23 protein-coding genes are annotated in these 24814 nt (G+C 70.8%); 9 read left to right on the top strand and 14 right to left on the bottom strand.

Going from position 1 to position 24814, the window contains the following annotated elements; all coding sequences use genetic code 11:
* Positions 1-444: 444 nt before the first annotated feature.
* The gene (locus tag PZB75_RS20465) at positions 445-1098 is read right to left on the bottom strand and encodes a TetR/AcrR family transcriptional regulator C-terminal domain-containing protein (RefSeq protein WP_275536743.1); all 654 of its coding nucleotides are present in this window, start codon (positions 1096-1098) and stop codon (positions 445-447) included.
* A gap of 39 nt (positions 1099-1137) precedes the next feature.
* Between PZB75_RS20465 and PZB75_RS20460 the strand changes: the two genes are divergently transcribed.
* Positions 1138-2547 (top strand): FAD-dependent monooxygenase, encoded by a 1410-nt coding sequence (locus PZB75_RS20460; RefSeq protein ID WP_275536742.1) that lies wholly within the window; start codon positions 1138-1140, stop codon positions 2545-2547.
* A gap of 114 nt (positions 2548-2661) precedes the next feature.
* Here PZB75_RS20460 and leuE read toward each other — a convergent pair whose 3' ends face one another.
* The gene (leuE, locus tag PZB75_RS20455; protein WP_275536741.1) at positions 2662-3324 is read right to left on the bottom strand and encodes a leucine efflux protein LeuE; all 663 of its coding nucleotides are present in this window, start codon (positions 3322-3324) and stop codon (positions 2662-2664) included.
* 540 nt (positions 3325-3864) lie between these two features.
* Here leuE and PZB75_RS20450 point away from each other — a divergent pair.
* Positions 3865-4821 carry a L,D-transpeptidase family protein gene (locus tag PZB75_RS20450; RefSeq protein WP_275536740.1) on the top strand — a complete coding sequence of 319 codons (957 nt, stop codon included), beginning with the start codon at positions 3865-3867 and terminating at the stop codon, positions 4819-4821.
* Between the two features lie 249 nt (positions 4822-5070).
* On the opposite strand, the gene PZB75_RS20445 is transcribed toward PZB75_RS20450, so the two are convergent.
* From PZB75_RS20445 to PZB75_RS20435, 3 genes are all read right to left on the bottom strand, one after another.
* Complete coding sequence (locus PZB75_RS20445; RefSeq protein ID WP_275536739.1) at positions 5071-6498, bottom strand: hypothetical protein; 1428 nt, start codon at positions 6496-6498, stop codon at positions 5071-5073.
* Complete coding sequence (locus tag PZB75_RS20440) at positions 6498-7256, bottom strand: RNA polymerase sigma factor (protein WP_275536738.1); 759 nt, start codon at positions 7254-7256, stop codon at positions 6498-6500. Before PZB75_RS20440 ends, PZB75_RS20445 begins: the two co-directional genes overlap by 1 nt.
* A 72-nt stretch (positions 7257-7328) precedes the next feature.
* Positions 7329-8345, bottom strand: a complete 1017-nt coding sequence (locus PZB75_RS20435; protein ID WP_275536737.1) for a nucleotide sugar dehydrogenase — start codon at positions 8343-8345, stop codon at positions 7329-7331.
* 66 nt (positions 8346-8411) lie between these two features.
* On the opposite strand from PZB75_RS20435, the gene PZB75_RS20430 reads away from it, so the two are divergent.
* Complete coding sequence (locus PZB75_RS20430) at positions 8412-9185, top strand: glycosyltransferase family A protein (protein ID WP_275536736.1); 774 nt, start codon at positions 8412-8414, stop codon at positions 9183-9185.
* 140 nt (positions 9186-9325) lie between these two features.
* Here PZB75_RS20430 and PZB75_RS20425 read toward each other — a convergent pair whose 3' ends face one another.
* The 9 genes from PZB75_RS20425 to PZB75_RS20385 form a co-directional block, all read right to left on the bottom strand.
* On the bottom strand, positions 9326-10228 hold the full coding sequence (locus PZB75_RS20425) for a TauD/TfdA family dioxygenase (protein ID WP_275536735.1): 903 nt from the start codon (positions 10226-10228) through the stop codon (positions 9326-9328).
* A gap of 77 nt (positions 10229-10305) precedes the next feature.
* Positions 10306-10716, bottom strand: a complete 411-nt coding sequence (locus tag PZB75_RS20420) for an ATP-binding protein (protein ID WP_275536734.1) — start codon at positions 10714-10716, stop codon at positions 10306-10308.
* A gap of 239 nt (positions 10717-10955) precedes the next feature.
* Positions 10956-12203: a helix-turn-helix domain-containing protein gene (locus PZB75_RS20415; RefSeq protein ID WP_275536733.1), complete on the bottom strand. Its 1248-nt coding sequence runs from the start codon at positions 12201-12203 to the stop codon at positions 10956-10958.
* Positions 12204-12376: 173 nt separating this feature from the next.
* Complete coding sequence (locus tag PZB75_RS20410; RefSeq protein ID WP_275536732.1) at positions 12377-12877, bottom strand: hypothetical protein; 501 nt, start codon at positions 12875-12877, stop codon at positions 12377-12379.
* A complete protein-coding gene (locus PZB75_RS20405; protein WP_275536731.1) occupies positions 12874-13095 on the bottom strand; it encodes a hypothetical protein in 222 nt (73 codons plus the stop codon). The genes PZB75_RS20410 and PZB75_RS20405 overlap by 4 nt, the downstream gene beginning before the upstream one ends.
* 439 nt (positions 13096-13534) lie before the next feature.
* The gene (locus PZB75_RS20400; protein WP_275536730.1) at positions 13535-15007 is read right to left on the bottom strand and encodes a phosphatidylinositol-specific phospholipase C domain-containing protein; all 1473 of its coding nucleotides are present in this window, start codon (positions 15005-15007) and stop codon (positions 13535-13537) included.
* An 829-nt stretch (positions 15008-15836) separates the two neighbouring features.
* The gene (locus PZB75_RS20395; RefSeq protein ID WP_275536729.1) at positions 15837-16493 is read right to left on the bottom strand and encodes a hypothetical protein; all 657 of its coding nucleotides are present in this window, start codon (positions 16491-16493) and stop codon (positions 15837-15839) included.
* Between the two features lie 299 nt (positions 16494-16792).
* Positions 16793-17551 (bottom strand): DUF4328 domain-containing protein, encoded by a 759-nt coding sequence (locus PZB75_RS20390; RefSeq protein ID WP_275536728.1) that lies wholly within the window; start codon positions 17549-17551, stop codon positions 16793-16795.
* A 294-nt stretch (positions 17552-17845) separates the two neighbouring features.
* Entirely contained in the window at positions 17846-19456 is a 1611-nt protein-coding gene (locus tag PZB75_RS20385) for a glycoside hydrolase family 20 protein (protein WP_275536727.1), read from the bottom strand.
* A gap of 397 nt (positions 19457-19853) precedes the next feature.
* On the opposite strand from PZB75_RS20385, the gene PZB75_RS20380 reads away from it, so the two are divergent.
* The 6 genes from PZB75_RS20380 to PZB75_RS20355 all read left to right on the top strand — a co-directional run bounded on the left by PZB75_RS20380 (position 19854) and on the right by PZB75_RS20355 (position 24773).
* Positions 19854-20390 carry a 2-oxo-4-hydroxy-4-carboxy-5-ureidoimidazoline decarboxylase gene (locus tag PZB75_RS20380; RefSeq protein WP_275538787.1) on the top strand — a complete coding sequence of 179 codons (537 nt, stop codon included), beginning with the start codon at positions 19854-19856 and terminating at the stop codon, positions 20388-20390.
* A gap of 166 nt (positions 20391-20556) precedes the next feature.
* Positions 20557-20937 (top strand): succinate dehydrogenase, cytochrome b556 subunit, encoded by a 381-nt coding sequence (gene sdhC, locus PZB75_RS20375; protein ID WP_275536726.1) that lies wholly within the window; start codon positions 20557-20559, stop codon positions 20935-20937.
* 5 nt (positions 20938-20942) lie between these two features.
* Complete coding sequence (locus PZB75_RS20370; RefSeq protein ID WP_275536725.1) at positions 20943-21419, top strand: succinate dehydrogenase hydrophobic membrane anchor subunit; 477 nt, start codon at positions 20943-20945, stop codon at positions 21417-21419.
* Between the two features lie 35 nt (positions 21420-21454).
* A complete protein-coding gene (gene sdhA / locus PZB75_RS20365) occupies positions 21455-23209 on the top strand; it encodes a succinate dehydrogenase flavoprotein subunit (protein ID WP_275536724.1) in 1755 nt (584 codons plus the stop codon).
* Positions 23209-23976 carry a succinate dehydrogenase iron-sulfur subunit gene (locus PZB75_RS20360; protein WP_275536723.1) on the top strand — a complete coding sequence of 256 codons (768 nt, stop codon included), beginning with the start codon at positions 23209-23211 and terminating at the stop codon, positions 23974-23976. Before sdhA ends, PZB75_RS20360 begins: the two co-directional genes overlap by 1 nt.
* Before the next feature lie 191 nt (positions 23977-24167).
* Entirely contained in the window at positions 24168-24773 is a 606-nt protein-coding gene (locus PZB75_RS20355) for a hypothetical protein (RefSeq protein ID WP_275538786.1), read from the top strand.
* Positions 24774-24814 lie beyond the last annotated feature (41 nt).

Here is a 24814-nt window from a genome sequence, read left to right as displayed (position 1 = left end):
CGGTTCCGGTGTGTGTGGCGGGACCGGTGATGGGACGCCCACGGTCCGGGCCGGTCCCGGTTCATGCGGTCGGGACCGTTCCTGGTGCGCGTGGTCCGGGCCGATCCGGGCTCACTTGATCGGGGCCGGCACGGGGTCGTGCGTGGTCGGGACCGGTCCGGGTTCGCGTGGTCCGAGCCGATCCGGGCTCACTTGATCGGGGCCGGCACGGGGTCGTGCGTGGTCGGGACCGGTCCGGGTTCGTCTGATCGGGACCGGTCCGGGTTCGCGCGGTCCTGGTCGATCCGGGTTCGTGCGTGGTCGGGACCGGTCCGGTCGGAGGCCCCCGGCGTGCCCCGTACCGCGCCCGGAGCATCCACGGCCGCGTACCCCGTACCCCGTACAGCCCGTGCCGCGTCCCGGTCATCCCGAGCCCCGCACCCCGCACCCCGCACCCCAGCCCGGTCATTCCGAGCCCCGCGCCCCGTACCGCGCCTCGATGCCCGCCACGATCATCCGTAGCCCCTCGTCGAACCGCTCGTCGTATCCGGCGAAGATCTCCGCGCCCGCCGCGGCGGCGAGCGGGAAGCGCGTCATCCGCTCCGCCCGTTCCCCGATGTCGAAACCCTCGCGCCGCTCGTCCGGCATCGGGAGCACGCCCTGTTCCTCGGTGACGAAGCCCATCGTGTACGCGTAGGCGGTGGTGCCCGCGCGGACCGCCTGCCGCAGCTCGAATCCCGCGTCGATCATCGTCCGCAGATGGGTTTCGAGTCCGGCCGCGTGGTCCGTGCCGGTGAACCGGGCGCCGCTGTAGACCTTCGCCCCGTCGCGGTAGCGCAGCAGCCCGGCGCGCAGCCCACTGTTGTACCCGACCATCTGGTCCTGCCAGCGCCCCGTGGTGGGGCCGAGCAGTCCGTCCGTGAGCATCCGGCGGTACATCACCGTGGCCATCTCGTCGAGCAGCGCCTGCTTGTCCTTGAAGTGCCAGTACAGGGCGGGTGCCTTGACGTCCAGCTCCTTGGCGATGGCGCGCAGGGTGAGGCCGTCGAGGCCCACCTCGTTCAGCACGCTCAGCGCGGTGTCCGCGACCCGCGCACGGTCGATCTTCGGCGTTCCCACCTTGACAACCTAACAGCGTTAAGCGCAGACTCCGGCACCATGGAATTTAACAACGTTAAGGAAACTGGGGTTCTGATCGTCGGAGCCGGGCCCAGCGGGCTCGCCCTCGCCTGTGACCTGGCCCGGCGTGGCGTGCCCGCGCTCCTCGTCGAACAGGCCGCTGCGCTCTTTCCCGGCTCGCGCGGCAAGGGCGTCCAGCCGCGCACCCGGGAGGTCCTGGACGATCTCGGGGTGGGCGACGCGGTGCGCGCCCACGGGGGCCCGGCGCCGGTCGGACTGGCCTGGCGGGACGGGAAGCGGCAGGGCGAGCACGACATGTTCCGCAGGTCGGCGCCGACCGACGCGGAGCCGTACGGGGAGCCCTGGCTGCTGCCGCAGTGGCGCACCCAGGAGATCCTGCACGCGCGGCTGCGGGAACTGGGCGGCGAGATCACCTTCTCGACCGCGCTGACCGGGCTCGACCAGGACGCCGACGGGGTCACCGCGCGGCTGTCGACCGGGGCGGTCCGAGCCGCGTACCTGGTCGCGACGGACGGGGGCCGCAGTACGGTCCGCCGGGCGCTGGGCATCCCGATGACCGGCGAGACGGTCGACCCGTCACCGATGCTGGTGGCCGATGTGCGGATCGCCGAGCCGGCGCTCGACCGGCTCAACTGGCACCTGATGGGGGGCGAGGCGGGCTACACCGCGATCTGCCCGCTGCCCGGCACCGCGGACTTCCAGCTGGTCTCCCAGTTCAAGGACGGCGAGCCGGACACCTCCCCGGAGGGCGTACGGGCGCTGGTCGCGGCGCGTACCCATCTCGCCGCCGAGGACGTCACCGAGGTGCGCTGGGCGTCGGACTTCCGTCCGCGCGCCGCCCTGGCCGACCGGTTCCGCGAGGGCCGGGTGTTCCTGGCGGGTGACGCCGCGCATGTCCACTCACCTGCGGGCGGTCAGGGCCTGAACACCAGCGTGCAGGACGCGTACAACCTCGGCTGGAAGCTCGGCCAGGTGCTGCGGCACGGGGCGGGGGCCGGGCTGCTGGACAGTTACGAGGAGGAGCGCAGACCGGTGGCGGCGGGCGTCCTCGGCATGTCCACCCGCATTCACCGGGGCCAGCAGGAACGGGGCGCGGAGGCGCAGCAGTTGGGGCTCGGCTACCGGGGCGGTCCGCTGTCGGTGGGCCGGGCGGGCGCGCTGGAGGCGGGCGACCGCGCCCCGGACGGCCCCTCGGGCGACGGCCGACGGCTGTTCGACGTCTTCCGGGGCCCGCACTTCACCCTGCTGACCGTCGACACCGACACGGAACTCCCGGTGGCCGAGAGTGAGTTGGTGCACATCCATCGGACAGGGCGGTACGAGGCGTACGGACGGGGAATCTTCCTGGTCCGCCCGGACGGCTACATCGGCTGGGCGGGCGAGGACGTGACGGGGCTGACCGGCTATCTGGCACGGTTCACGCGGTAGCCACGACGCCGGGACTGCCGGGGCACGGACCGGCGGAACCTGCCATGACAGGGGTGCGGCGGGGCGCCCGAGCGCTGCGGGCGCCAGCGCGCGGCGAAGATGCCGCCACCGCGCTCACACGCTGCTGAGCGAAAGCTTCGCCGCGAACCCGAGGAAGAGCACCCCGGCCGCCGAAGTGGCCCCCGCCGAAAGCCGCTTGCGACGGCGGAAGGCGTCGGCCAGCCGGGTGCCGCCGAATATCAGCGTGGAGAGGTAGAGGAAGCTCGCCACTTGCAACAGGGTGCCGAGCACCAGGAAGGACAGCGCCGGGTAGGCGTATCCGGGGTCGACGAACTGCACGAAGAACGAGATCAGGAAGAGGATCGCCTTCGGGTTGACGAGGCTGACCACCAGCGCCCGCCGGTACGGACGTTCCAGTCCCTCCGTCACCGGTTCGGCGCTCTCGTCCGTCAGATCGGCCATCCGCCGGTGCCGCTCGCGCCACATCGACAGCGCGGCCCGCAGCATGCCGATCGCCAGCCAGGTCAGATAGCCCGCGCCCGCGAACTTCACGACGGAGAAGAGGAACGGGGTCGTCCGCAACAGGGAGGCCGCGCCCAGCGCGGAGAGCGTCATCAGGACCGTGTCCCCGGTCCACACACCGGCCGCCGCCACATAGCCGGTGCGCGTGCCGCGCCGGGCGGCGACCGAGAGCACGTACAGCGAGTTCGGCCCCGGCAGCAGGATGATCAGCACCAGGCCGGCGAGGTAGGTCGGAAGATCTGTGACACCCAGCATGGACGGAGTGTCGCATGCGCGTACGACACCCGGCGCGGGGATTTCGGAAGTTCCGGGAGGCAGGGGTTCCGGGGGCCGGGACCGTCCGAGGCGCGGAGTTCGGGGCGCGGGGCGCGGGGCACAGGACTCGGGTGCTCCTGAGGTCCGGGACTGTTTCTGGGACCTCGGGCGGACCCTGCTTCCCGGGCCGAGTCCGGGGACCACGACCCAGAGACCACTGACCGCGGATCACGGCCCGGGAAGCAGGGTCCGCCCGGAGCACTTCCCGGGAATCAGGGCCCTCCGGATCAGTGCACGGGGATCAGGGTCCTCCGCACACCACTCCCTGGGATCACGGCCCGCACATCACTGCCCGGGATCAATGCCCGGGATCACTGGGAGTTTCCTCACAGCGGAGGGCCGTGACCTGCGCTCCCGCCCTGCCTCCTCCGTGGACTTCGGTGAGAGGGCGGACCAGGAGCGCGTTCACCGGGACACTGGGGAGGAGACCGCGACAGCGGACGAGGGAACCGGGGCACGGAGAGGACTGGGGGACCGATGATGACCGGCAGCAGAAGGGGAACCGGCGGCAGGGCGGGCACGGTGACGGCGGCCGTCGGGGTGGTGCTCGCGATGACCGCGCTCACGGCCGGGTGCAAGTCCGAGGCGACCGTCGGTGCGTCGGCGCCGTCCGTACCGCCCGGCGGCGCCGCGTCGTCGGCCGCACCGTCCGACGACGCCAAGCCGGGTGACACCCCGTCCGCCGTCCCGTCGGCGCCCGCTTCTCCGGCGACTGCCACTCCGAGCGCCGAGAGCGCGGAGCCGACGGCCGGGAGCAGCGAGGAGCCGAGGCCCGAGCCCGAGCGGTCCACACCGTCCGCGCCGCCCAAGGCGCTGATGGCGAACGGCTCCCGGAGCGACCAGGTGCGGGAGCTCCAGGCCCGGCTCCGGCAGATCGGTCACTTCGACCGCAGTCCCACGGGCTACTACGGTTCGGTCACCGTCACCGCGGTCAAGTCCTTCCAGGGCAAGCGTGACCTTCCGCGTACCGGGGCGACGGACCCCGTCACCTGGCAGAGGCTGCTCGCGATGACGAGGACGCCGACGGCGGACGAGCTGCGGCCACCGACCGAACGTCCCGTGGCCAAGCCGGACAAGCGCTGTCTGACGGGCCGGGTGATGTGCATCAGCAAGAACAGCCGCACCCTGTCGTGGATGATCGACGGGCGGGTCGTCTCGTCGATGGACGTGCGGTTCGGATCGGAGTACACACCGACCCGCGAGGGCGCCTTCTCCGTCTTCTGGAAGTCCCGCGACCATGTGTCCACGCTCTACGACTCCCCCATGCCGTACGCGATGTTCTTCAGCGGGGGTCAGGCGGTGCACTACTCCTCGGACTTCGCCGCCCGGGGCTACAGCGGCGCCTCGCACGGCTGTGTGAACGTCCGCGACGAGAAGAAGATCGCCTCGCTCTTCGACCAGGTCCGTACCGGCGACAAGGTCGTCGTCTACGGGTGAGTGGCCGTCGTCCACGGCTGAGGAGGGCGAAGCGAAAGGGGCGCGGACGGGACCGGGGAAACAAGCCCCGTCCGCGCCGGATGCGCCGAGCCGAAGGTACGGGGGGAACCCCGGCTCACTGCGCGGCCGATGACCAGTCGGCTCACTCACTACTGCGCCCGTACCCCGAAAAGTGTCACACCCGCCGCTCGGCGGGGCTCCGGGCCTGGTGGGCTCCGGGGGGAAATCGGTACGGCGCCGAAGGGCGCGCTACGAGACGTCGGAAGGGATCGTCGGGACGGGGCCCGAGGTGGTCCCCGGCGAAGGCGGCGCCGCCGAATCACCACTTCCCGTACCGCCACCGCCCCTGGCACCCGCACCGCTGCCGCCCGTACCACTGCGGCCACCGCCACTGTCACTCTGTGAGCCGTTCGAACCGCTGGTCCTGTTCGCCCCCTCCGACTCCTGCGACCTCTCCGACTCCTTCGATCCCTCCGGCCCCTTCGAGCCCTCCGACCCCCTCGAACCGCCGTGTCCGGCCGGGGGCCCGTGGGAACCGCCCTGTCCGCCGTGACCATGCCCACCGCCCGAACCGCCAGGTCCGTCCCGGTCGCCACGGCCGTCCAGCGCACGGTCGCAGAACCGGCCCACCTTCCCGGCCCCTCTCGCCAGCGCTTCGAGGCGGTGCCGGTCCCGTTCGTCGAGGCTGCCCTCGCGGTAGGCGCGACAGGCCCGGCGCGTCCCGGTGAACCGTTCGCCGTCGGACCGGCCCTTCGCCAAGTCGTCAGGCTCAGGCCGGTCGGTGCCGTCCCGCTCGATGCCCTCCGTCCCGGCGCTGTCGGGTGAGCCGTCCTTGCCCCGGTCACCGGCCCGGTCCTGGCCCTCCCGCCCCTGGTCCGGTTCCGCCGTGACGCCGCCGGGCACGGGGTGATCCCCGGCCCCCCGGCCGACCGTCGGGGCGCCGGACGACCGTGAGGCGTCGGGGAACGCACCGGTCCCGGGCACGGTGAAGGGCGGCGGGTCGGACGGTCCGCCGCCGTCCGGCAGGGTCGGGCCCAGCGCCTCCGGGGAGGCGGAGACGGAGGTCGCGGGCGCGGGGCCCCAGTGACCACCGAACGGGACGGGCAGCAGGCCCGCGCCCGCAACGACCACCACCCCGCCGAGCGCGCATCCGGCCAGCGACGCGACCAGGCCGAAGCTGACGGGACGACCCCGACGCGGTGCACGGGGGCGGAGTGGAGTGGACGCGGAAGGGCCGGCGGAGAAGCCGGAGCGGGGTGCGCCACCGATGCGTACCGGACCGAAGCCGTCCGAAAGATCCGGGACCCGGCCCCCGGACCGCGCCTCACGGAACGCGGCCAGCGCGGCGGCCTCACCGGGCAGTTCACCGACCGAGCCGACCGAACCGACCGAACCGCCCGAACCGCCCGAACCGGCTGAACCGCCCGACCCGGTCGGACCACTCGATCGACCGACGACCGCCGCCCCACCCACACCACCGGGCGCACCCGAGCCGCCCCGAACACCCACACCACCCGAGCCCTTCGCACCACGCCCGGTGGGCGCCACGGCGGAGAGTGCCGCGGCCAACCGTTCGGCTTCCTCGCGGGCCTGATCGCCGACCGGGTCGACCGGTTCACCGCGGAGCAGTCTGTCCGCCGCGTCCTGGTCGAGCCACGCGTACCGCTCGTCGGCCATCACACGTCCTTCTGCGTCCACGGGAGCGCGTGCGCCACTCCCGCGGGCGCCGCCAGACCATGCTGACGGACGGCTCGCTGCGTGGGTACGGCGCCCAGTTCGGGCGCCTGGCCCGCCCTGTTCCCCCGCGCACCGGAACCCCGCTCCGCACTCCCCTGGGCACGCCCCGCCCCGGCCGGGCCGTGCACGGCGTCGGTCCGGTCCTCGTCCTCCGGACCGAGGAGGTCCGCCAGCCGCTTCAACCCCCGATGCGCTGCCGTCCGTACCGCACCCGGCCGCTTGCCCAACGTCCGCGCCGCGCTCTTCGCGTCCAGGCCGACCACCACCCGCAGCACGACGGCCTCGGCCTGGTCCAGCGGCAGCCGGGCGATCAGCGACATCGTGCGGTCGGTGGCCAGGGCCTCGATGGCCTCGTCGGCGGTGTCGGACTCGGCGGGCCTGCCCGAGAGCGCGGTCTCGTCACCGCCGATCGCGGGACGCCTGCCCCGCATCCGCAGATGGTCGAGGGCGCGGTTACGGGCGATCCGGGCCGCCCAGCCCCGGAACCGGTCCGCGTCCCCACGGAACGTCCCGAGGTCGCGTGCTATCTGGAGCCATGCCTCGGACGCCACGTCCTCGGCGTCCGGCTCCCCCACCAGTGTCCGGACATAACCCAACAACCGTGGATGCGTAGCGCGGTACACAGTACGGAAGGCATCCTCGTCCCCGTCCTGCGCCGCGAGCACCGCGGTGGTCAGCTCCGCGTCGTCCCCCAGCACTTCCCCAACCCGCCCCGCTGTCAAGAACCGCAGCCGGCCACACTCTTGCGCCGCCCTGCGCGACTCAGCACGCTACGTGCTCGGCGGGCGCCGCGTCCATGACTTGTACAACCCGCAACATTGTGTCGACCCCGCGCGGTGTGAGTGCGGTGCGCTCGCGGGTGTGACAGAAAACGCGGTCGTGACGCTGAGATGAGTACGGGCCGTTCCACGGCCCTGTGGAAGACGATCGGGGCCTCTCCTGTGGGGGGTGGCGGCCCCGGTCGTCGCTCCAGCTACCGCGCTCCCGGCCCGGAACGCTCCTGGACGCAGGCAGTGCCCGCCGACTCCCGGCCCCGGGGTGAACCGTGTGAAGCCGAAGGGCTTGGTCGCGGCGGCGTCGATCGCCTCCCAGATGTTCACGTCGAGGCGCTCGGTCAGCGTCGCCAACTCGTTGACCATCGAGATGTTGACGAGCCGAAAGGTGTTCTCCAGCAGTTTTGCCAGCTCTGCGACCTTGGGCCCGGACACCGGGACCGTGGTCCGGAAGACGCCGTCATAGAACGCCTTGATCACATCGAGTGACTTGGCGTCGATCCCGGACACCACCTTCGGCGTCTCCTCGAACGAGAACCGCTTGTTCCCCGGGGCGATGCGCTCGGGACTGAACCCGGCCTGGAAGTCCTCCCCGGCCTTGAGGCCGGATGCCTCCTCCAGGATCGGCAGCAGCAGTTCCTCTGTGGTGCCGGGATAGGTCGTGGACTCCAGAACCACGGTCGCACCGGGGCGCAGGTGCCCGCCCAGGGTCCGGGCGCAGGTCTTGATGTAGGTCAGGTCCGGCACGCCGTCTCGCAACGGGGTCGGCACGGTGATCACCGCGATGTCGAAGCCGGCCAGTGCGGCAGCGTCGGCGGCCGCGGAGTGGACCCCGGAGTCCAGCACCGCGCGCAGCCGGTCGGATGCCACATCCTCCACGTAGGACTGACCGGCGGCGAGCTGCCGGACACGGTGCGCGTTCACGTCGTAGCCGACAACGCGGTGACCCCCCTCTGCGGCACGTACGGCCAGCGGAAGACCTGCGTAGCCCTGACCCGCGACAACGATCTGCATGGCAGCTCCTACTCGGTGGCGGTGCTTGAATGGACCGGTCGTTCCTGGTCTGCAAGGAGAAGCGCTGTGCCCTTGGTGTCTGTCGTCATGCCCGTGTACAACTCGGCGGCCACCCTCGGCGCAGCCGTCCGATCGGTGCTCACTCAGACCCACAGCGACCTGGAGCTGCTCGTTACGGACGACCAGTCCTCCGACGGCTCCATGGACCTGCTGCGCGAGTTCGCCGCGCAGGACAAGCGCGTCCTGCCTCGGTCGGCACCCGAGCGGGGAGGCGCGGGTCGGGCCCGCAACCTCGCGATCGAGCGAGCCCGCGGGGGCTACATCGCCTTCCTCGACAGCGACGACATGTGGCTTCCGGAGAAGACCGAGAAGCAACTCGCCTTCGCTGCGGAAGGAACTGCACCGTTGACGTTCACCTCGTACTACAAGATGGACGCCGCCTATCCTGGCGAGAGCACCGACTGGGTCCCGAACGGCCGGGTGATTCGCGCGCGTGAGCACGTGGACTACCGCGCGATGCTGGCCCAGGACCACATCGGTGCCCTCACCGCCATGTACGACCGCAACGTCCTGGGCACGAGGCTGATGCCGGAGATGCGCAAACGCCAGGACTACGCACTGTGGCTGAGCATCATGCGGGACGGCGCTGACGCCCGGGGCCTGGCCGAACCGTTGGCGGTCTACCGGGCCCACCAGGCGGGATCGCTGTCCTCCAACAAACTTTCCCTCGTGCAGTACAACTGGTCGCTTTACCGCGAGCACGAGCATCTGTCGGTCCCGCGGGCAACGCGAGCACTGGCGGGAGCCGTCTGGCAGTCGCTGCGCAACTCGCGCATCTAGCTCCCCGCACGGGCCCGGGGGGCCCGGTGCGCGAACGTTTTCGCAGGCGCCCGGCCGGGCCCCGCCCCCGTGGCCGCGCCGCGTACTCGGGAGTTGAACCGGAGGGCCGGACTCGGCGGGTCACCGGTGCCGTCTCCTGGCTACGCGGCCAGGCCGTCGTCGGCCTGAGCGTCGCGCAGGAACAACTGGAGGAGCAGCCGCCTGTCGGCGTCAGGGGCAGTCTCCTGACCGCTGTGGAGCGCCGCCCGTCCGTGCAGGAAGCGGCGCTGGTTCACGATGAGGTAGTCCCCGGGCTGAAGCATGAAGGAGACCTGCCCCCGGACGAGCTCCTCGGCAAGCTCCCGGGCGGCCTCGGCGTGCGGGCGGTCGAGCGGAGACCGCTCCAGCATTTTGGCGGTGAACCGGACGAACCCCTCGCCCGGGTCGGAGCCGTCAAGGATCGGGAACGGCTTGTACTCCTCGCCCACGCCGTACAGGTCGAAGAAGGTCCCGTAGTTGTAGGCCGTCTCGGCCAGGAGGGCGCGGCTGTTCTCCGACAGCCGCGACGCCGCCGCGTGGGCGTCGGAGAGGATGCTGGGGCCGCCGCCGAGCGGGTCGGGGCGGACGCACAGGAGTGTGGTGTACTCCGGGGGCCGGGTCGCGTTCACCAGGTCCATGTGGAACGCATTGTACCCGATGCCGCTGGACTTGCCGGGATCTTTGTCGACCTTGACCCCGATGTCCTTCCACAGGGGCCACCGCGGAAAGGGCGAGAAAGGGGCGGCCACCTCGGCCGCGAAGGCCGCCGCCAGCCGCCGGAACCGGTCGCCGCTCCCCAGAGCCTTGGCGAGGTTCCCCAGGCGTAGCACGGCGTATCCGTCGCCCTCCCGGGTCAGCGCGTGGCGCAGCGTAGCGGCGGTCTCCTCGAACCACGGGGTGGCCGTCAGCTCGGCCCGGTACTCCTCCATGGTGGACTTCGCCAGGAACGAACCGTCCATTTCCCAGGGCGGGAGAGAACGGTCGATCAGAGCGGCTTCGAGTTGGCGCGGGATGTCGATGAACACGCGGAAGTCCTTCTCTCTTGGGGCTCTCGGAGTTGTCGTTCGGGCGCTGTTGCTGTCGTCCGGACGCCGAAGACGGATCAGGCCGCAACGGGAGCCAAGGGAAGACGGATGGAGATTCGCTTGCCGCCCGTGGCGGTCTCCGGGAGGACCTCGGCTCTTCCGTGGCCTTCCCTCAACAGGGCGTCGACCAGGGACAGGCCGCGGCCACCGAGGTCGTGGGCGGCGGGCAGTGGCTTCGGCTTGAGCGGGTGGGCATCCGCGACGGCCGGCACCAGCGCGGGCTGCTCGTCGACAGCGAGGCTGACCGCGGCGGTGCGCGAAGGCACAGCCGCGTGTTGCACCACGTTCGTCACCAGCTCGCTGATGATCAGACAGGCGGTGCTTACGACCTCCTCGGACATGTCCCAGTCAGCAAGGACCTTGGCCGTCTCATGGCGCGCCAGTGGGACGTACTCGGCCTCGGAGATCACCTGGAAGTCGTGGCGCATCACAGTTCAGGACATCGCGGGACTCACCCTTCCTCCGAGCGGCAGCCGCCCGGACCGTGACCGAAGGTAAGGGACCCAGCGGGCAGAGGTGTTCACGACGGTGAACCCGCGATCCCCGAGCCCGAATGAGGGTCGGTCGCGCCGGCTCTGGCGCGGGAGTTGCGTACAGACCAACGTGCTCAACCGCGCATGGCGTCCGCGTAGAAGTCACGTACCGACAGTCTCGGCCGCGTACGGACTTATGCGCTCAGCGGGATCAGGGAGGCGCCGCTGGTCAGAGAGGCAAGCCGATGCGGTGGGCCAAGCCCCGCAGGTCCCGCGCTGCGTGGGCCGGCAGCTGCCGGTCGGTGAGGAACTCGACGGTGTTCCTCACCGGTCCGCAGTCCGGCCCGCTCGGCCAGGTCCCGTACCGCCGCGGTGTGAACGGTGGTGCGGTCGGTGAGCGCGGCGACCAGGTCCCGGGCGAAGGGGTCCAGCCGCAGCCGCAGCGGTGCCGCCGCGTCGGCCTCGACGAGTCGGACGGCGGCCTGGTCGGCGCGGTCCTGGCGGGCCTCGGCGGCCGCGGCGACCACCAGCAGACTGGAGCGGTGGGCGCCGTCGAGCGCGGCATGATCCGCCGCGCGCACGTGGTCGGCGGCCCCGGCCGCGTCGCCTACTTCGGCAGCGACGGCAGCGCGGGCTGCGATCACCAGGGCCGCCTCCCGTGCGTCAGCGGCCCGTTCGGCGGCCGTGGCAAGGAGGCGTTCGGCCTCCGAGCGGCGTCCGGCCATGGCCTGGGCGACGGCGGCCAGTGTCGGCAGCTCCAAGTCGGCGCCGGCGCGTTCGGCGCGAGCCAGCGCGTACTCCGGCAGGCCGAAGTCGATCAGCAGGCGCACCTCCTCGACCAGCACCGGCAGCGGCTCGCGCGTGCCGGGACGTGCCCGGTGCAGCAGCATCCACGCCAGGTCCTTGTAACCCAGGCGCCGAAGCAGCCCTGCGGCCAGCACATGCGCGTCCACGCGCAGCCGCACCGCCTCTTCCCGGCCGGGTCCCGCAGCGGCGGCCAGCGCGTGGTCAGCCGCCTCGATCAATTCCGGCAGCGCGAGCGCGAGATGGTGCTCGTCGCCTGCGGAGTCGGCCTGTGCGGCAGCCCGGGTCCGCTCCTCCAGCTCCCCCAGCAGCATGCCGGGGGCCGTATCCGGTTGTCGGCGGACCAGGCTGCGCCGCAGGTGGAAGGCGACCGCCCGCACCGCCGCGTGCTCCTGGCCGCGCGGTGGGTAGGGCTGCCCGGTCAGGTCCGCGACATCCAGCCGCAAGGCGGCGGCCAGCGCAGCCAGCCGACCGCGGCGGTCCACCCACTCCCGGCCCGTCTCCAGCCCGGCGAGGTAATCGAGCGCCAGGCCGGTGCGGAAGGCAAGGTCGTCCCGGGTCAAATCCCGGTGCCGGCGCCAGGCGGCCAGGCGGGCCCCAATCGGGCCGCCGCCGGCCGTCTCGTCCAGCTCGCGCATCACCAGATTGCTCGCATACCCACTCGGCCAGACCGTGTGCTCTGCCAGGACAAAGGTTCATGCACCCCGTTCCGGGGAGGGTCGTGTTCCCCGTGGCAGGAGGCATATGCCCGGTGGGCGATACATTAGTCACACCGCTGAAGGCCGCGCGAACTGGCAGGTGACGTGTCCGGTCAGGGCGAAGGAAGGCTTGGGGCCGACCGGACCGCGACGTTTTCCCCGGACTGCCGCAGCCGTTCGAGGAGGGGGGCGTTTGGGGTTTCCAGCTCGGCGTTGCGCAAGGCCAGAACCTGGATCTGGTTGGCGTAGGTGGCCACGGTGTCCTTCAGCTCGCGGACCTCGGCGGCATGCTCGCTGCGAAGCTCACGCTCCGCCTTCTTCAGCCGGGATACCTCCGCCCGCAGTTCCTCCGGTTCCGAGCGGCGGGTCCGCGGCGCTTCCAGAATCTCCTTCACCGCCTCCGCCACCGGCGAGCGGTAGTAGGAGGCGCGGGAGACTCCAGCCTCGGTGCACAGATTGACGATCGTGATCTTGCCGTCGGTGACCTCGGGCAGCCCGTGCATCAGCCGCTCGAACGCCTCCATCAGCGAACGATCGATCTCGGTGGGCTCTCGGCCGCCTGCCGAGAGATGGTCGAAGGTGTGCCGGGTACGTAGCCGTGCCTCGTCGTTCACGCCGACTTCGCCTCCCCTCGGTGGCGTCCGTAACGGCGGCTCGACCTCATAGGTGGGGTCGCAGCAGCTGCGAAAGCCTGCTCCAGCGGTGAACCGAACTGGAAGGGGGCGGGCCGGTAGTCAAATCCGTCGAGCAGATCGACGTCGATGGTGCCGTTCGCCAAGTAGAAGGCGAAGAGCCGAAGCGAAGCACGCACGTCGACGGAGAGATGTCCCATCAGCACATCATGTCTGGTGTAAACGTCACCGTGGCAAGGTGATTTGACGACAGTGCCAAGCACGATTGCCCGAGCCGATGACAGCGCCAGAGCACGATCGGCCGACAGGACGCGCCCGGTCCTGGCCTACGGCCGTAACAGCTCTTCCGCGATCGAGCAGCGGCCTGTACGGGTCGGCGATGCCGAGCCGTACAGGCGGACTGCCGTACAGGCCGACTGCCGTACAGGCGGACTGCCGTACAGGCGGACTGCCGTCTTCCCGGGGCAACGGCCGCCGGATCAGCTCTTGCGGCGAATCCGGGGCCGCCGCTCCGTCAGAGGGCGTTGTGATGATCCCTCGGTGGAGGGGGCCGCAGGGCCACGTCAGGGCCTGGGCCGTGCGGGCGGGAGGGCGGGGAGTGCTGTCTCGCACCGGCCCTCTCTCCCGCACGTGTGAACGTCACTTCGGGCAGACGTCCTGGGTCACCTTGCCGCCTGCGGTGGAGGCGGTGGCCGGGTCCACCGTCAGGCACAGGCCCGTCCAGTTGTTGATGAACACGTAGCCCGACTGGGACTTGCCCCCGGCTTCGACCTTGGTCGGGATGACGTTCCACAGCTGGTTGCCCGAGAACCACCGGGTCTCACACCCCCACCAGTACAACTGGGTCCCGGCCTTCGGCGGGGTGCCTTCGTTGTAGGGGACCGTCAGGCACTTGCCGTTGCTCGCCTTGATCCAGTAGTAGCCCTTGCCGTCATAGGACGAGGGGCGCTCGGCCCCCCACTGGTGGCTGCTGGGCGCCGTCGCCTGGCACTGGCGCTGGGTGACCAGGCCGCCGGTCTTGGAGCTGTCGAACTCGGGCCCCCGCACCATGCACCGGTTGTACTTGGTGTTGACGTACGTCTTGTCGGCGTTCACCAGCCAGATCCCCTGGTGGCCGCCCTTGACGATGCTGTCGTGGTTGCGGTCGATGATGTTCTGGACCGGGGCCCAGCCGGGGAAGTCCATCATGACGATGCCGACGCGGCCGCCGTTGGCGCCGCCCTGGTTGAGGTACCTCATCAACTGGTAGTTGACGCCGAGGATGTCGGTGGTGACACCGCCCTGGACCTGTCGGTATCCGGCTGCGTACTCGAACGGAAGCCGTTCGAGGCCCTTGGACGCGGACGTGTACGTCACATACAGCTCGCCCTTGTTGCCGCTGACCGCCCGATCGACGTTCTCCTTGACGTAGCCCCACTTCTTCTGGACGGTGGGCGCCGCCCAGTGGTCCTCCTGGTTGCTGTTGAAGCTGCTGATCCCGTACGCGTTGCCGACACTGTCGAAGCTGCCCAGCACGAGCTTGCCGCGGATCTGCGAGAGACGGGGAACCGCCGCTTGGCTGCCCTTCTTCACCGAAGCCTCGTAGAAGAGGTTGGGATACTTCTTCACGTACTCGCCGAAGATCGATTCGATCTTCGCCTGGTCCACCGTCTTCGGATCGTTCTCGCAGTCGACGATGCCGGCGCCCTTGATGGGGCACTCGGCCTTCAGGCGCATGACGATCGTTTCGCCCTTGTGCTGACCGAGGAATGCCTGTGCCTTGCTGAGGACGTCGTCGAAGTTGGCCTCCTGGTAGATCGCTCCGTGGTGGACCGTGAAGTACTTGTTCTCGGTGACGCGGACCCGGATGTCGATGGCGCGGATTCCCCGCTCCAGTTGCGCCGTCAGGGTCTTCGCGCTGTCGCCGGAGTTCTCCTGCGTCTGCACGGCGGCGCCCCCGTGGAGGGCGAGCGTGTCGTGGGTGCCGGGCAGGGACAGCGCCGCCAGCGAGGTGTCGTTCGCGAGGTCCTTCATCCAGTCCGGATGGGACGCCTTCCCGAGGCTCCGGTAGGCGTCGTCGTTGTCCGTCCCGGCCGCCCCGGCAGAACCGGGCGCGAGCAGCGCCGCGCTCATGGCGACGCAGACCATCGTCAGACGGGCCAGTGGGCGAAACCGCCGCCGTGGTCCGACACGGACATCATGAGAGGTGGATCGGGGCATGGGATTCCTGTCCGAGAGCGATGAAGGTGGCCGGCTCCCCACGGATCGCACGGGTACGACACGCGCGCACGGCCCCGCCGTCCGCTCCTGTCCCCCTGACCCGGGAGCGCACGGCGGCAGCGCCGTCGGAGGCCGGAGCCGGCACGGGCGGCACTCGGGCCGTCGGGTACGAGGGGACTACGGCGAGTCGGCCAGGGCAGTGCCGCGGGCCCTGTGCCGGATGCGCATGGTCGTGATTCCCCCGTGGAACGAAGTGGCCGGTGCGGTACCCAGTTTCGGCCCCGGCCCTGACGTACCACTGCCGTCCCGCTTGTGTCCCGCTTGCGTTCTGCTGACGCCCCCGGTACCAGCCGCGAAAGCAGCTCAGGAGGCACCCCTCCCCGGCTCGGTCTCCGGCGGTGGTCGTGCCGAGGAAGCGGGTGCGGGGGCGGCCGCGGCCGATGGTGAGACCCGCTCACGAGTCCGTCGGGCGCCGCGCGTACGAGCGGCCTCCGACCTGCCGGTCCCTGGGCGACGACGCGCCGGGTGCGTCCACGAGGCCCCCTCCCCCGAGACGCTCGTCTCCGGCCGCATGTGGGCCCCACCACCCAGGCCCCGTGCCGCGGGAGCCCGCAGCCTGCCGGATCACCTCACCGACGGCGAGGGCCGGGACAGCGACCGTGGGCGGACCGACCCCGGTGCCGTACTCGCCCGCCAGGAGACGAACGCCCGGCAGCGTCTCCGGTGCGCCCCGGCAAGGCTCTCAGCCACGGCCGCGCGCCCGGCGCGACATCACCGCGCGCAGCACCCGTCGGCCCTCCGTCGACAGATCGAGCACCTGCCGCAGCCCGCCACCACCCGCCGCCGTGCCCGAGGTCGCGGTCAGCGCCTCAAGGATCTGGATCTGCCGCAGCAGCTCGCCGGCCAGGAGCGGCCCACTGCCGTCCGTGGCGCCCGCGCGGCAGCGCTCCAGCAGCGCCGTCCCCGCCTCACCCACGCCGGAACCCGCCGCGTCATCGGGGCCGTCGGAGACAGCACCGCCGTCGGGGCCGGTCGCCCGGACCGGTGTGTCGAGCTCCAGGTGGATCTCCAGGGCCAGCAGTGAGCAGGCGTCGGCCCACTCCCTCAGCGGCCCGGCCGTCCACGTCGAAGGCGCGTCGGCGAGCGCCTTCCGTATCCGGACGGCCGTACCGTCGATGGCCGGTTCGCGCTCCCCCGCCTCCTCGTGATCCAGCGCCTCCCGGACGGCGGCAAGCCGCTCGGCCCACCGGAGGCCGGTCCCGCTGCCCGCCCAGAGCGGTCGCAGCGGCTCCGGGTCGCCGTCCTCGTCGGGCAGGGGCAGACAGCGGTCGAGGCAGGCCACCCCGCTCGCGGCCAGCGCACGCTCGTCGGCGCGGGCGATCAGTTCCAGCAGGCTCATCGACGTCTCCCCCGGGTGCGGCACGTGTCGTTACCGCATACTGCGCCATGTGGCCGAAAATCGTCACCAGGTCTGCTGCGTACTTCTGGGCGGAGCAGCGCACGGGGCGTCAGACACGAGACATCGCGGGGCGGAGACACATCCGCATGACGGATGTACGAGGTGCACGAGGTGCACGAGGTGCACGAGGTACACGAGGTGCACGAGGTACACGAGGTGCAGGCGGGCGTTCCGGCGACACTACGAGGTGCCGGTGCCGTAGCCGTAGCCACGCCCCGCCGGGGAGCACCGGACAGCCCCTACCGCGGCGGGAACTCCGCGTGCGGCAGCGGCCCCAGCGCGGCCCGCTCCGTCTGCATCCGCGTCAGTTTGCGTACGAACACGATGGCGAGCACGGCGGCCACGATGTCGAGGGCGTCGGAGATCATGAGCTGTCCCGCGGCCCGGACGAGTTCATCCGCGCCCTCCGCCCTGTCGTACCGCCTGGACGCGTACTGGGAGAAGAGCAGCGCGCAGATCCAGGCTCCCCACCAGAGGTTCATCGGCGCCGTGGAGGCCGCGCGCCCGCTGCCGTCGACGTTCGCGCGGTCGCTGACCGTCCAGATTCCGCCCGCGATCCTGCGCGGCAGCCAGAGACCGGCGACCGGGACGAACCAGCCGCCGACCGCCCAGCCGGGACGCATCGGCTGGACGCTCGGGTCGAAGACCTCCGCGTTCAGCCGCGTCCGGCGGAACCAGATGAGGAAGAGGACGGCGGTGGCGAACAGCGCGAGGAGCTGGAACACACCGGTCGCGGCGTAGAAGTCGTCGGCGCGGGCCGCCCGGGACTCGTCGCCGGTGGTGTAGCCGTGGTCCAGCACGTCGTTCAGCACCTGGCGGATGTTGAACCCGGCGGCCACCGACAGCAGGTCCGCCACGATGACGGCCCCGAGCAGGGCGACGACGGCCTTCCCGATACCGACCGGCGAACTGAGCACCGCCCCGGCCGGGCCCGTCGGCGCGTACCCGAAGGACTGCGGGTAGGGCTGCGGATGGGACTGCGCGTGCGGCGGAGGCACCGGCGGCAGGGGCGCGGCAGACAAGGACGCGCCCGGCGGCGCGGCCCACTGTCCGGGCGTCGACGCGGCGCAGCCGCCGCACCGCCCGTCCGGCGTGGCCGCGGGTCTCGTACGGCAAGTGGCGCACAGCATGATGGAGCCCCCCAGGGACGGTGCACGGGATCGAGGTGCCGCGCTCCCCTTCCCGGAGCCCCGGATCGGACCCTCATGGCCCCGGAGCCCAAGGCCCGCGCGGCGGACCGAACGGGGAACATAACCTCCATCGCTCCGCCGTGTCCACGTCGTTCGCGGCGGTCAGCCGGCCCGGTCGGTCCTGTCGGCCAGTGCCTTGAACTGCTCCCAGGTCAGCGCGGGCCTTCCCGGGTCCCACAGCTTCTGGGCCACCGCCCGCAGCGGCATCCGGATGCCGTCCGCGACCTGCTGGGCGGTCTGCGCCTTCGGCAGGTCGCCCCAGACCGCGAACCGGCCGCCCAGGATCTGACCCGAGTAGCGAGCCGGTACGGGCTTGGTGCCGCGCAGGACGAGCGGCGTCCACTGTTCGTAGATCCGCTTCCCGGTCGGGTAGCGGAAGGTGTTGGGCTCGCCGAGCACGTAGTAGAGGAATTCGTCGTTGAGGTTCACCACCTTGCGGCCCTCGGCCAGGTACTCCTGCGGCGTCCGGGCGCCGTACTCCTTGCCCGTCCAGTACTCGACCTCGATGTCCTGGTCGGCCTTGACGGTGCCGCCCCGGAAGAAGCCGTCGTTCCACGCCTTCGGCTTCTTGCCGTGCGACCGGACCACCGCCGCGCGGTCGTTGAGCCAGCCGGTCGCCAGGTCCTTGATCGAGGCGTCGCGGCCGTACTCCCGGTGGGCGGCGGAGAGCAGCTGCGGGTACGAGGCCGACGGGTTCGGCACCGTCAGCGCGAGGTATTCGTCGGCGCCCAGATGCCAGTACGCGCCCCCGAACAGCTCCGCGTACTCGCCGAGCAGTTCGTCGACGAGCTTCGCCGCCGCCGGTTTCGAGATGTCGAGGGACCCGGCCGACGGCACACCGCGGACGTTGCGCAGCTGGAGGCCGGGGTGGGCCTTGAGGACGGCGCCGAGGTGGCCGGGCGAGTCGATCTCCGGGACGACCTCGATGTGCAGGCTCTCGGCGAGCGCGACGATCCGGCGGACCTCCGCCTTGCTGAGGTGGTCGGGCGCGACCACCTCCGGATGGGTGTCGGACTGGATACGGAACGCCTGGTCGTCGGAGAAGTGCAGGCCGAACTGGTTGAGCTTGAGATCGGCCATCTCACGCAGCCGGGCCTCGATCCACTTGGCGCTGTAGGGCTTGCGGGCGATGTCGAGGTTGAATCCGCGCTGCGGCCGGTCGGGACGGTCGCTCACCACGCCCTCGGGCATGACGCCGTCGGCGAGCACCGACTGCTTCAGGGTGCGGGTCCCGTAGAAGACTCCGGCCTGGTCGGGTCCGCTGATGGTGACCCGCCGGTCGTGGGTGTCCAGGGTGTACGACTCCGGGGTGCCCTCGTCCGCCGCGGAGAGGGCCAGTTCGATGTCGCCCGCTCCGGCCGGGACGTCCACGCCCCGGTACCGGATCTTCAGCTCCGTGGCCAGCAGCCGGGCCTCGTCGGCCAGCTCCTCGCTGCCGCCCGCGACGACGACCGCGCTGGTGCGCTCGGGCCGCCAGCCGGGGCCGCGGGCGGGGCTGTGTCCGCGTACGGCGGGGATGGTGCGCGGCGTGGTGGAGAGCGGGTGGCTGCGGGTGGGCGAGGGGGCGGCCGAGGACGAGGAGGACGGGCTGCGGGCCGCGTCCCCCGGGCGGTCGCCGCCGGAGCCGTCCGGCCACACGACGACGGCGACCGTGACGGCGGCGACCGCCGTGACGGCCGCACCGGCCAGCAGAGCACCACGAGTGGGCGGCATCGGTCAGGAACCTCTCCATTCATCGCACGTGTCACTGCACATGCATGACTACGGCGAACGAGTGACGAACAACCAGTCTGCCCGCGGGCAACCAAGTGCGGAGCCGGGTGGTCTTCCCTGGTGAACCGTCCAGCAGGCGTTCCGAAACTCCCCCTTACGGGTGGAAAATCGTGCAGCTGTCGGACGTTCGTCGCCCTGTCTCGCTAGCGTTGCGGCTCATTCGCCCCTCCGCCCTCCGTCGTCTCTCTTCCGTCCCACTCTCACAGACTGCCGCCGATGCGCAGACTGCGACCGACCCCCAGACCGCCGCTGATTCGAGGAGCCCACGCTGTCCAGGTCCAGCGAGTCCCACGCCGGCCTCCCGGAGCGATCGTGGCGCCCGGCCGGCCGGGCGGCCATACCGGCCCGGAGGGCCGAGCAGGCCCAGGTCCCGGCCGGACCGCACCGCGGTGATCCCGGTCTCACCCGTTTCAACACCGCGCCGCCCGCCGAGGCCGAGGCCGCCCTGCTCGACTGCTTCGGCAGCCACCGGTGGGCCCGCAGACTCGCCGCCCACCGCCCGTACCCCGATCTCCACGCCCTGCTCGCCGCGGCCGACGAGGCGGGCTACGACCTGGCCCCCACGGACCTCACCGAGGCGCTGGCCAGGGAGACCTCGCCGGGTCTGCACCACTCCGCCCCGCACGCCGCCCACCTGGCACTTCGCGCCGCGCACGCCGCGTACGAACGCCGCTTCGGCCATGTCTTCGTGATCTGTCTCGACGCCTTCCGGCCCGCCGAACACCCGGACCAGGTGCTGGCGGACATCCGCGCCCGGCTGGCGCACGAGCCGGACGAGGAGCGGGTCGTCACGGCCGACGAGATGCGGCGACTCGCCCGGGGACGCATCATCGAGCTGGTGACGGGGCCGGGCCGGGCGGACGGCCCGGTATAGCCCGTCCGTGCCTGTTTGACTGCCGCTTTGATCACACCGACGGACCCCGCGCGTACGAACCGACAAGTCGTCGCTACGATGGCCAGGGCCGGTGGACCGTACCCGGCCGGGTCAGACCGACAGTCAAGCCGGCCGACCCCAATCCCCGCTCCCGGAGGGTTCTTCCGTGCCGGCTGGAACGCTGTACCGCGGCCGGGAAGGCATGTGGTCCTGGGTGGCTCATCGAGTCACCGGTGTCCTCATTTTCTTCTTCCTGTTCGTACACGTCCTGGACACCGCTCTCGTCCGCGTTTCTCCCGAGGCCTACGACGACGTCGTGGCCACGTACAAGACGCCGATCGTCGCGCTCCTCGAATACGGCCTGGTGGCCGCCATTCTCTTCCACGCGCTCAACGGTCTCCGCATCGTCGCCGTGGACTTCTGGGCCAAGGGCCCGCGCTTCCAGAAGCAGATGCTCTGGACCGTCGTGGGCATCTGGGTCGTGCTGATGGTCGGGGCTCTCTACCCGGTCCTCGGCCACGCCGTACGCGAAGTCTTCGGGAGCTGAGGCCAATGTCCAGTGAGACCTCTTCCGCGATCGGGGACGTCGAGGCCGTGAACCTCTACGACGCCGACAACCCCGCCCCGGTGATCGAGCCCCCGCGCAAGCGGACCAGCAAGACGCCCAAGGGCTCGCGCACCAACTTCGAGATGTACGCCTGGCTCTTCATGCGCCTGTCGGGCATCGTGCTGGTCGTCCTGGTCCTCGGCCACCTGCTGCTCCAGCTGGTGCTGGACGGCGGGGTGTCCAAGATCGGCTTCGCGTTCGTCGCGGGCCGCTGGGCCTCGCCGTTCTGGCAGATGTGGGACCTGGCGATGCTGTGGCTGGCCATGCTGCACGGCGCCAACGGCCTCCGTACGGTCATCAACGACTACGCCGAGCGGGACAACACCCGCTTCTGGCTGAAGATGCTGCTGTACACCGCCACGGTGTTCACCGTCCTGCTGGGCACGCTGGTGATCTTCACCTTCGACCCGAACATCCGCTAGACGCCGGGGCCAGAAGGACCAGAGGTAATTCACTCATGCAGATCCACAAGTACGACACCGTCATCGTCGGTGCGGGCGGCGCCGGTATGCGCGCGGCCATCGAGTCGACCAAGCGCAGCCGCACCGCCGTGCTCACGAAGCTCTACCCGACCCGCTCCCACACGGGCGCGGCGCAGGGCGGCATGGCCGCCGCGCTCGCCAACGTGGAGGAGGACAACTGGGAGTGGCACACCTTCGACACGATCAAGGGCGGCGACTACCTGGTCGACCAGGACGCCGCCGAGATCCTGGCGAAGGAGGCCATCGACTCCGTCCTCGACCTGGAGAAGATGGGCCTGCCGTTCAACCGCACGCCCGAGGGCCGGATCGACCAGCGCCGCTTCGGCGGTCACAGCCGCAACCACGGTGAGGCACCGGTCCGCAGGTCCTGCTACGCGTCGGACCGCACCGGCCACATGATCCTCCAGACGCTGTACCAGAACTGCGTCAAGGAGGGCGTGGAGTTCTTCAACGAGTTCTACGTCCTGGACCTGCTGCTCCAGGAGGTGGACGGTGTCAGGAAGTCGGCGGGCGTCGTCGCCTACGAGCTGGCGACCGGCGAGATCCACGTCTTCCAGGCGAAGGCGGTCATCTTCGCCTCCGGCGGCACCGGCAAGTTCTTCAAGGTGACGTCGAACGCGCACACCCTGACCGGTGACGGCCAGGCCGCCGCGTACCGTCGCGGGCTGCCGCTGGAGGACATGGAGTTCTTCCAGTTCCACCCGACGGGCATCTGGCGCATGGGCATCCTGCTGACGGAGGGCGCCCGTGGTGAGGGCGGCATCCTCCGCAACAAGGACGGCGAGCGCTTCATGGAGAAGTACGCGCCCGTCATGAAGGACCTCGCCTCGCGTGACGTCGTCTCGCGCTCCATCTACACGGAGATCCGCGAGGGCCGGGGCTGCGGTCCGGCCGGCGACCACGTCTACCTGGACCTCACCCACCTGCCGCCGGAGCAGCTGGACGCGAAGCTCCCGGACATCACCGAGTTCGCCCGTACGTACCTCGGCATCGAGCCGTACACGGACCCGATCCCGATCCAGCCGACCGCGCACTACGCCATGGGCGGCATCCCGACGAACGTCCAGGGCGAGGTGCTGGCCGACAACACCACGGTCGTGCCCGGTCTGTACGCCGCCGGCGAGGTCGCCTGCGTGTCCGTGCACGGCGCGAACCGCCTGGGCACCAACTCGCTGCTCGACATCAACGTCTTCGGACGCCGGTCGGGCATCGCCGCCGCCGAGTACTCCGCGGAGAACGACTTCGTCGAGCTCCCCGAGAACCCGGCACAGCTCGTCGTCGACCAGGTCGAGCGGCTGCGCAACTCCACGGGCGACGAGCGGGTCGCGACGATCCGTCTGGAGCTCCAGGAGTGCATGGACGCCAATGTGATGGTGTTCCGCACCGAGCAGACGATCAAGACGGCCGTCGACAAGATCGCCGAGCTGCGGGCCCGCTACCTGAACGTGTCCATCCAGGACAAGGGCAAGCGGTTCAACACGGACCTCCTGGAGGCCGTCGAGCTGGGCAACCTGCTCGACCTGGCCGAGGTCATGGCCACGTCGGCCCTGGCCCGCAAGGAGTCGCGCGGCGGTCACTACCGCGAGGACTACCCGACCCGCGACGACGTCAACTTCATGCGCCACACCATGGCGTACCGCGAGGTCGCGGAGGACGGCACCGAGTCGATCCGGCTCGACTACAAGCCGGTCGTCCAGACCCGCTACCAGCCGATGGAGCGTAAGTACTGATGGCTACCCCGACACTGGACAAGGCCGACACGGCGGAGGCCGGCTTCGCCGACTCCCCGTTCATCACGGCCACGTTCCGGATTCGCCGCTTCAACCCCGAGGTCTCCGACGAGGCCATGTGGCAGGACTTCCAGATCGAGATCGACCCGAAGGAGCGTGTCCTCGACGCCCTTCACAAGATCAAGTGGGATGTCGACGGTTCGCTGACCTTCCGGCGCTCCTGCGCACACGGCATCTGCGGCTCGGACGCGATGCGGATCAACGGCAAGAACAGGCTCGCCTGCAAGACGCTGATCAAGGACATCAACCCCGAGAAGCCGATCCTGATCGAGGCCATAAAGGGCCTGACGGTCCTCAAGGACCTCGTGGTCGACATGGACCCGTTCTTCCAGGCGTACCGCGATGTCATGCCGTTCCTCATCACCAAGGGCAACGAGCCGACGCGCGAGCGTCTGCAGTCCGCCGAGGACCGCGAGCGCTTCGACGACACCACCAAGTGCATCCTGTGCGCCGCGTGCACGTCGTCCTGCCCGGTGTTCTGGAACGACGGGCAGTACTTCGGCCCGGCGGCCATCGTCAACGCGCACCGCTTCATCTTCGACTCGCGCGACGAGGGCGGCGAGCAGCGTCTGGAGATCCTCAACGACCGTGACGGTGTGTGGCGTTGCCGCACGACGTTCAACTGCACGGACGCCTGCCCGCGTGGCATCGAGGTCACCAAGGCGATCCAGGAGGTCAAGCGCGCGCTGATCACGCGGCGCTTCTGACCGCACGCGTCACAGCGACAGGCCCCGCCTCCCCGGTGTCGGACACCGTGGGAGGCGGGGCCTGTTGCTGCGCGGGGCCACGGCGGACGGTACGGTCGTCGGGAGCGGTCGCCCGGGGTACGGGGACCTGCTCACCGCCCCCGACGCAGCACCGCACGGGGCGCACGGGCCTCAAGGAAAGCGGGGGAATGTTGAGCGACCCGAATCCGTACGCGGACGACTCGTCGTACAAGTGGGGGCCGCAGCCGCCGGCCGGTCCTCCGACCATGCCGGACGGGCAGGGGTACGGTGTCGCGGGCCCCGGGGCCCCGGCCTACGGCTATCCGCAGCCGCTGCCGGACTCCGCGGCGCAGCCGGGGCCGGGCTACGGCTATCCCGCGCAGTCGCCCCCGACGCAGGCCGGTCACGGCTTCCCGCAGCAGGGGATGCCGGCCCTGCCGCCCGGCGCCGGAGGCATGCCGATGCTGTCGCTCGGCGACATCACCGTGATGAACGATTCGATCGTGACCCCGTCCGGCACGCTGCCGCTGAAGGGCGCGGTGTGGACGGCCACGGACATGTCGCGCACCGAGGAGCGCATCCCTCCGGTGGCGATCGTCCTCGCGATCGTGTTCGCGCTGCTCTGTCTGGTCGGTCTGCTCTTCCTGCTGATGAAGGAGAAGAAGACGACCGGCTTCATCCAGATCTCGGTGTCGAGCGGTGGCAGGCACCACTCGACGATGATCCCGGCGACGGGCCCCGAGACCTTCCCGTGGGTCATGGGACAGCTCAACATGGCGCGTTCGCTGAGCGTCTGAGCCGATGGGGGCGTGGCTGCCCGCCCGTTCCCCGCCGCCGG

It is taken from the genome of Streptomyces sp. AM 4-1-1 (assembly GCF_029167625.1).
Lineage (GTDB): Bacteria > Actinomycetota > Actinomycetes > Streptomycetales > Streptomycetaceae > Streptomyces.
The sequence above is the reverse complement of the archived record's forward strand: the minus strand, read 5'-3'. Positions and strand labels throughout refer to the sequence as shown.

Excerpts from the sequence above, each read along its gene's own strand:
- PZB75_RS20460 (WP_275536742.1), top strand. The coding sequence starts at position 1,138 with ATGGAATTTAACAACGTTAAGGAAACTGGGGTTCTGATCGTCGGAGCC.
- leuE (WP_275536741.1), bottom strand. The coding sequence starts at position 3,324 with ATGCTGGGTGTCACAGATCTTCCGACCTACCTCGCCGGCCTGGTGCTG.
- PZB75_RS20450 (WP_275536740.1), top strand. The coding sequence starts at position 3,865 with ATGACCGGCAGCAGAAGGGGAACCGGCGGCAGGGCGGGCACGGTGACG.
- PZB75_RS20445 (WP_275536739.1), bottom strand. The coding sequence starts at position 6,498 with ATGGCCGACGAGCGGTACGCGTGGCTCGACCAGGACGCGGCGGACAGA.
- PZB75_RS20435 (WP_275536737.1), bottom strand. The coding sequence starts at position 8,345 with ATGCAGATCGTTGTCGCGGGTCAGGGCTACGCAGGTCTTCCGCTGGCC.
- PZB75_RS20420 (WP_275536734.1), bottom strand. The coding sequence starts at position 10,716 with ATGCGCCACGACTTCCAGGTGATCTCCGAGGCCGAGTACGTCCCACTG.
- PZB75_RS20415 (WP_275536733.1), bottom strand. The coding sequence starts at position 12,203 with ATGCGCGAGCTGGACGAGACGGCCGGCGGCGGCCCGATTGGGGCCCGC.
- PZB75_RS20405 (WP_275536731.1), bottom strand. The coding sequence starts at position 13,095 with ATGGGACATCTCTCCGTCGACGTGCGTGCTTCGCTTCGGCTCTTCGCC.
- PZB75_RS20400 (WP_275536730.1), bottom strand. The coding sequence starts at position 15,007 with ATGAGCGCGGCGCTGCTCGCGCCCGGTTCTGCCGGGGCGGCCGGGACG.
- PZB75_RS20395 (WP_275536729.1), bottom strand. The coding sequence starts at position 16,493 with ATGAGCCTGCTGGAACTGATCGCCCGCGCCGACGAGCGTGCGCTGGCC.
- PZB75_RS20385 (WP_275536727.1), bottom strand. The coding sequence starts at position 19,456 with ATGCCGCCCACTCGTGGTGCTCTGCTGGCCGGTGCGGCCGTCACGGCG.
- PZB75_RS20370 (WP_275536725.1), top strand. The coding sequence starts at position 20,943 with ATGTCCAGTGAGACCTCTTCCGCGATCGGGGACGTCGAGGCCGTGAAC.
- sdhA (WP_275536724.1), top strand. The coding sequence starts at position 21,455 with ATGCAGATCCACAAGTACGACACCGTCATCGTCGGTGCGGGCGGCGCC.
- PZB75_RS20360 (WP_275536723.1), top strand. The coding sequence starts at position 23,209 with ATGGCTACCCCGACACTGGACAAGGCCGACACGGCGGAGGCCGGCTTC.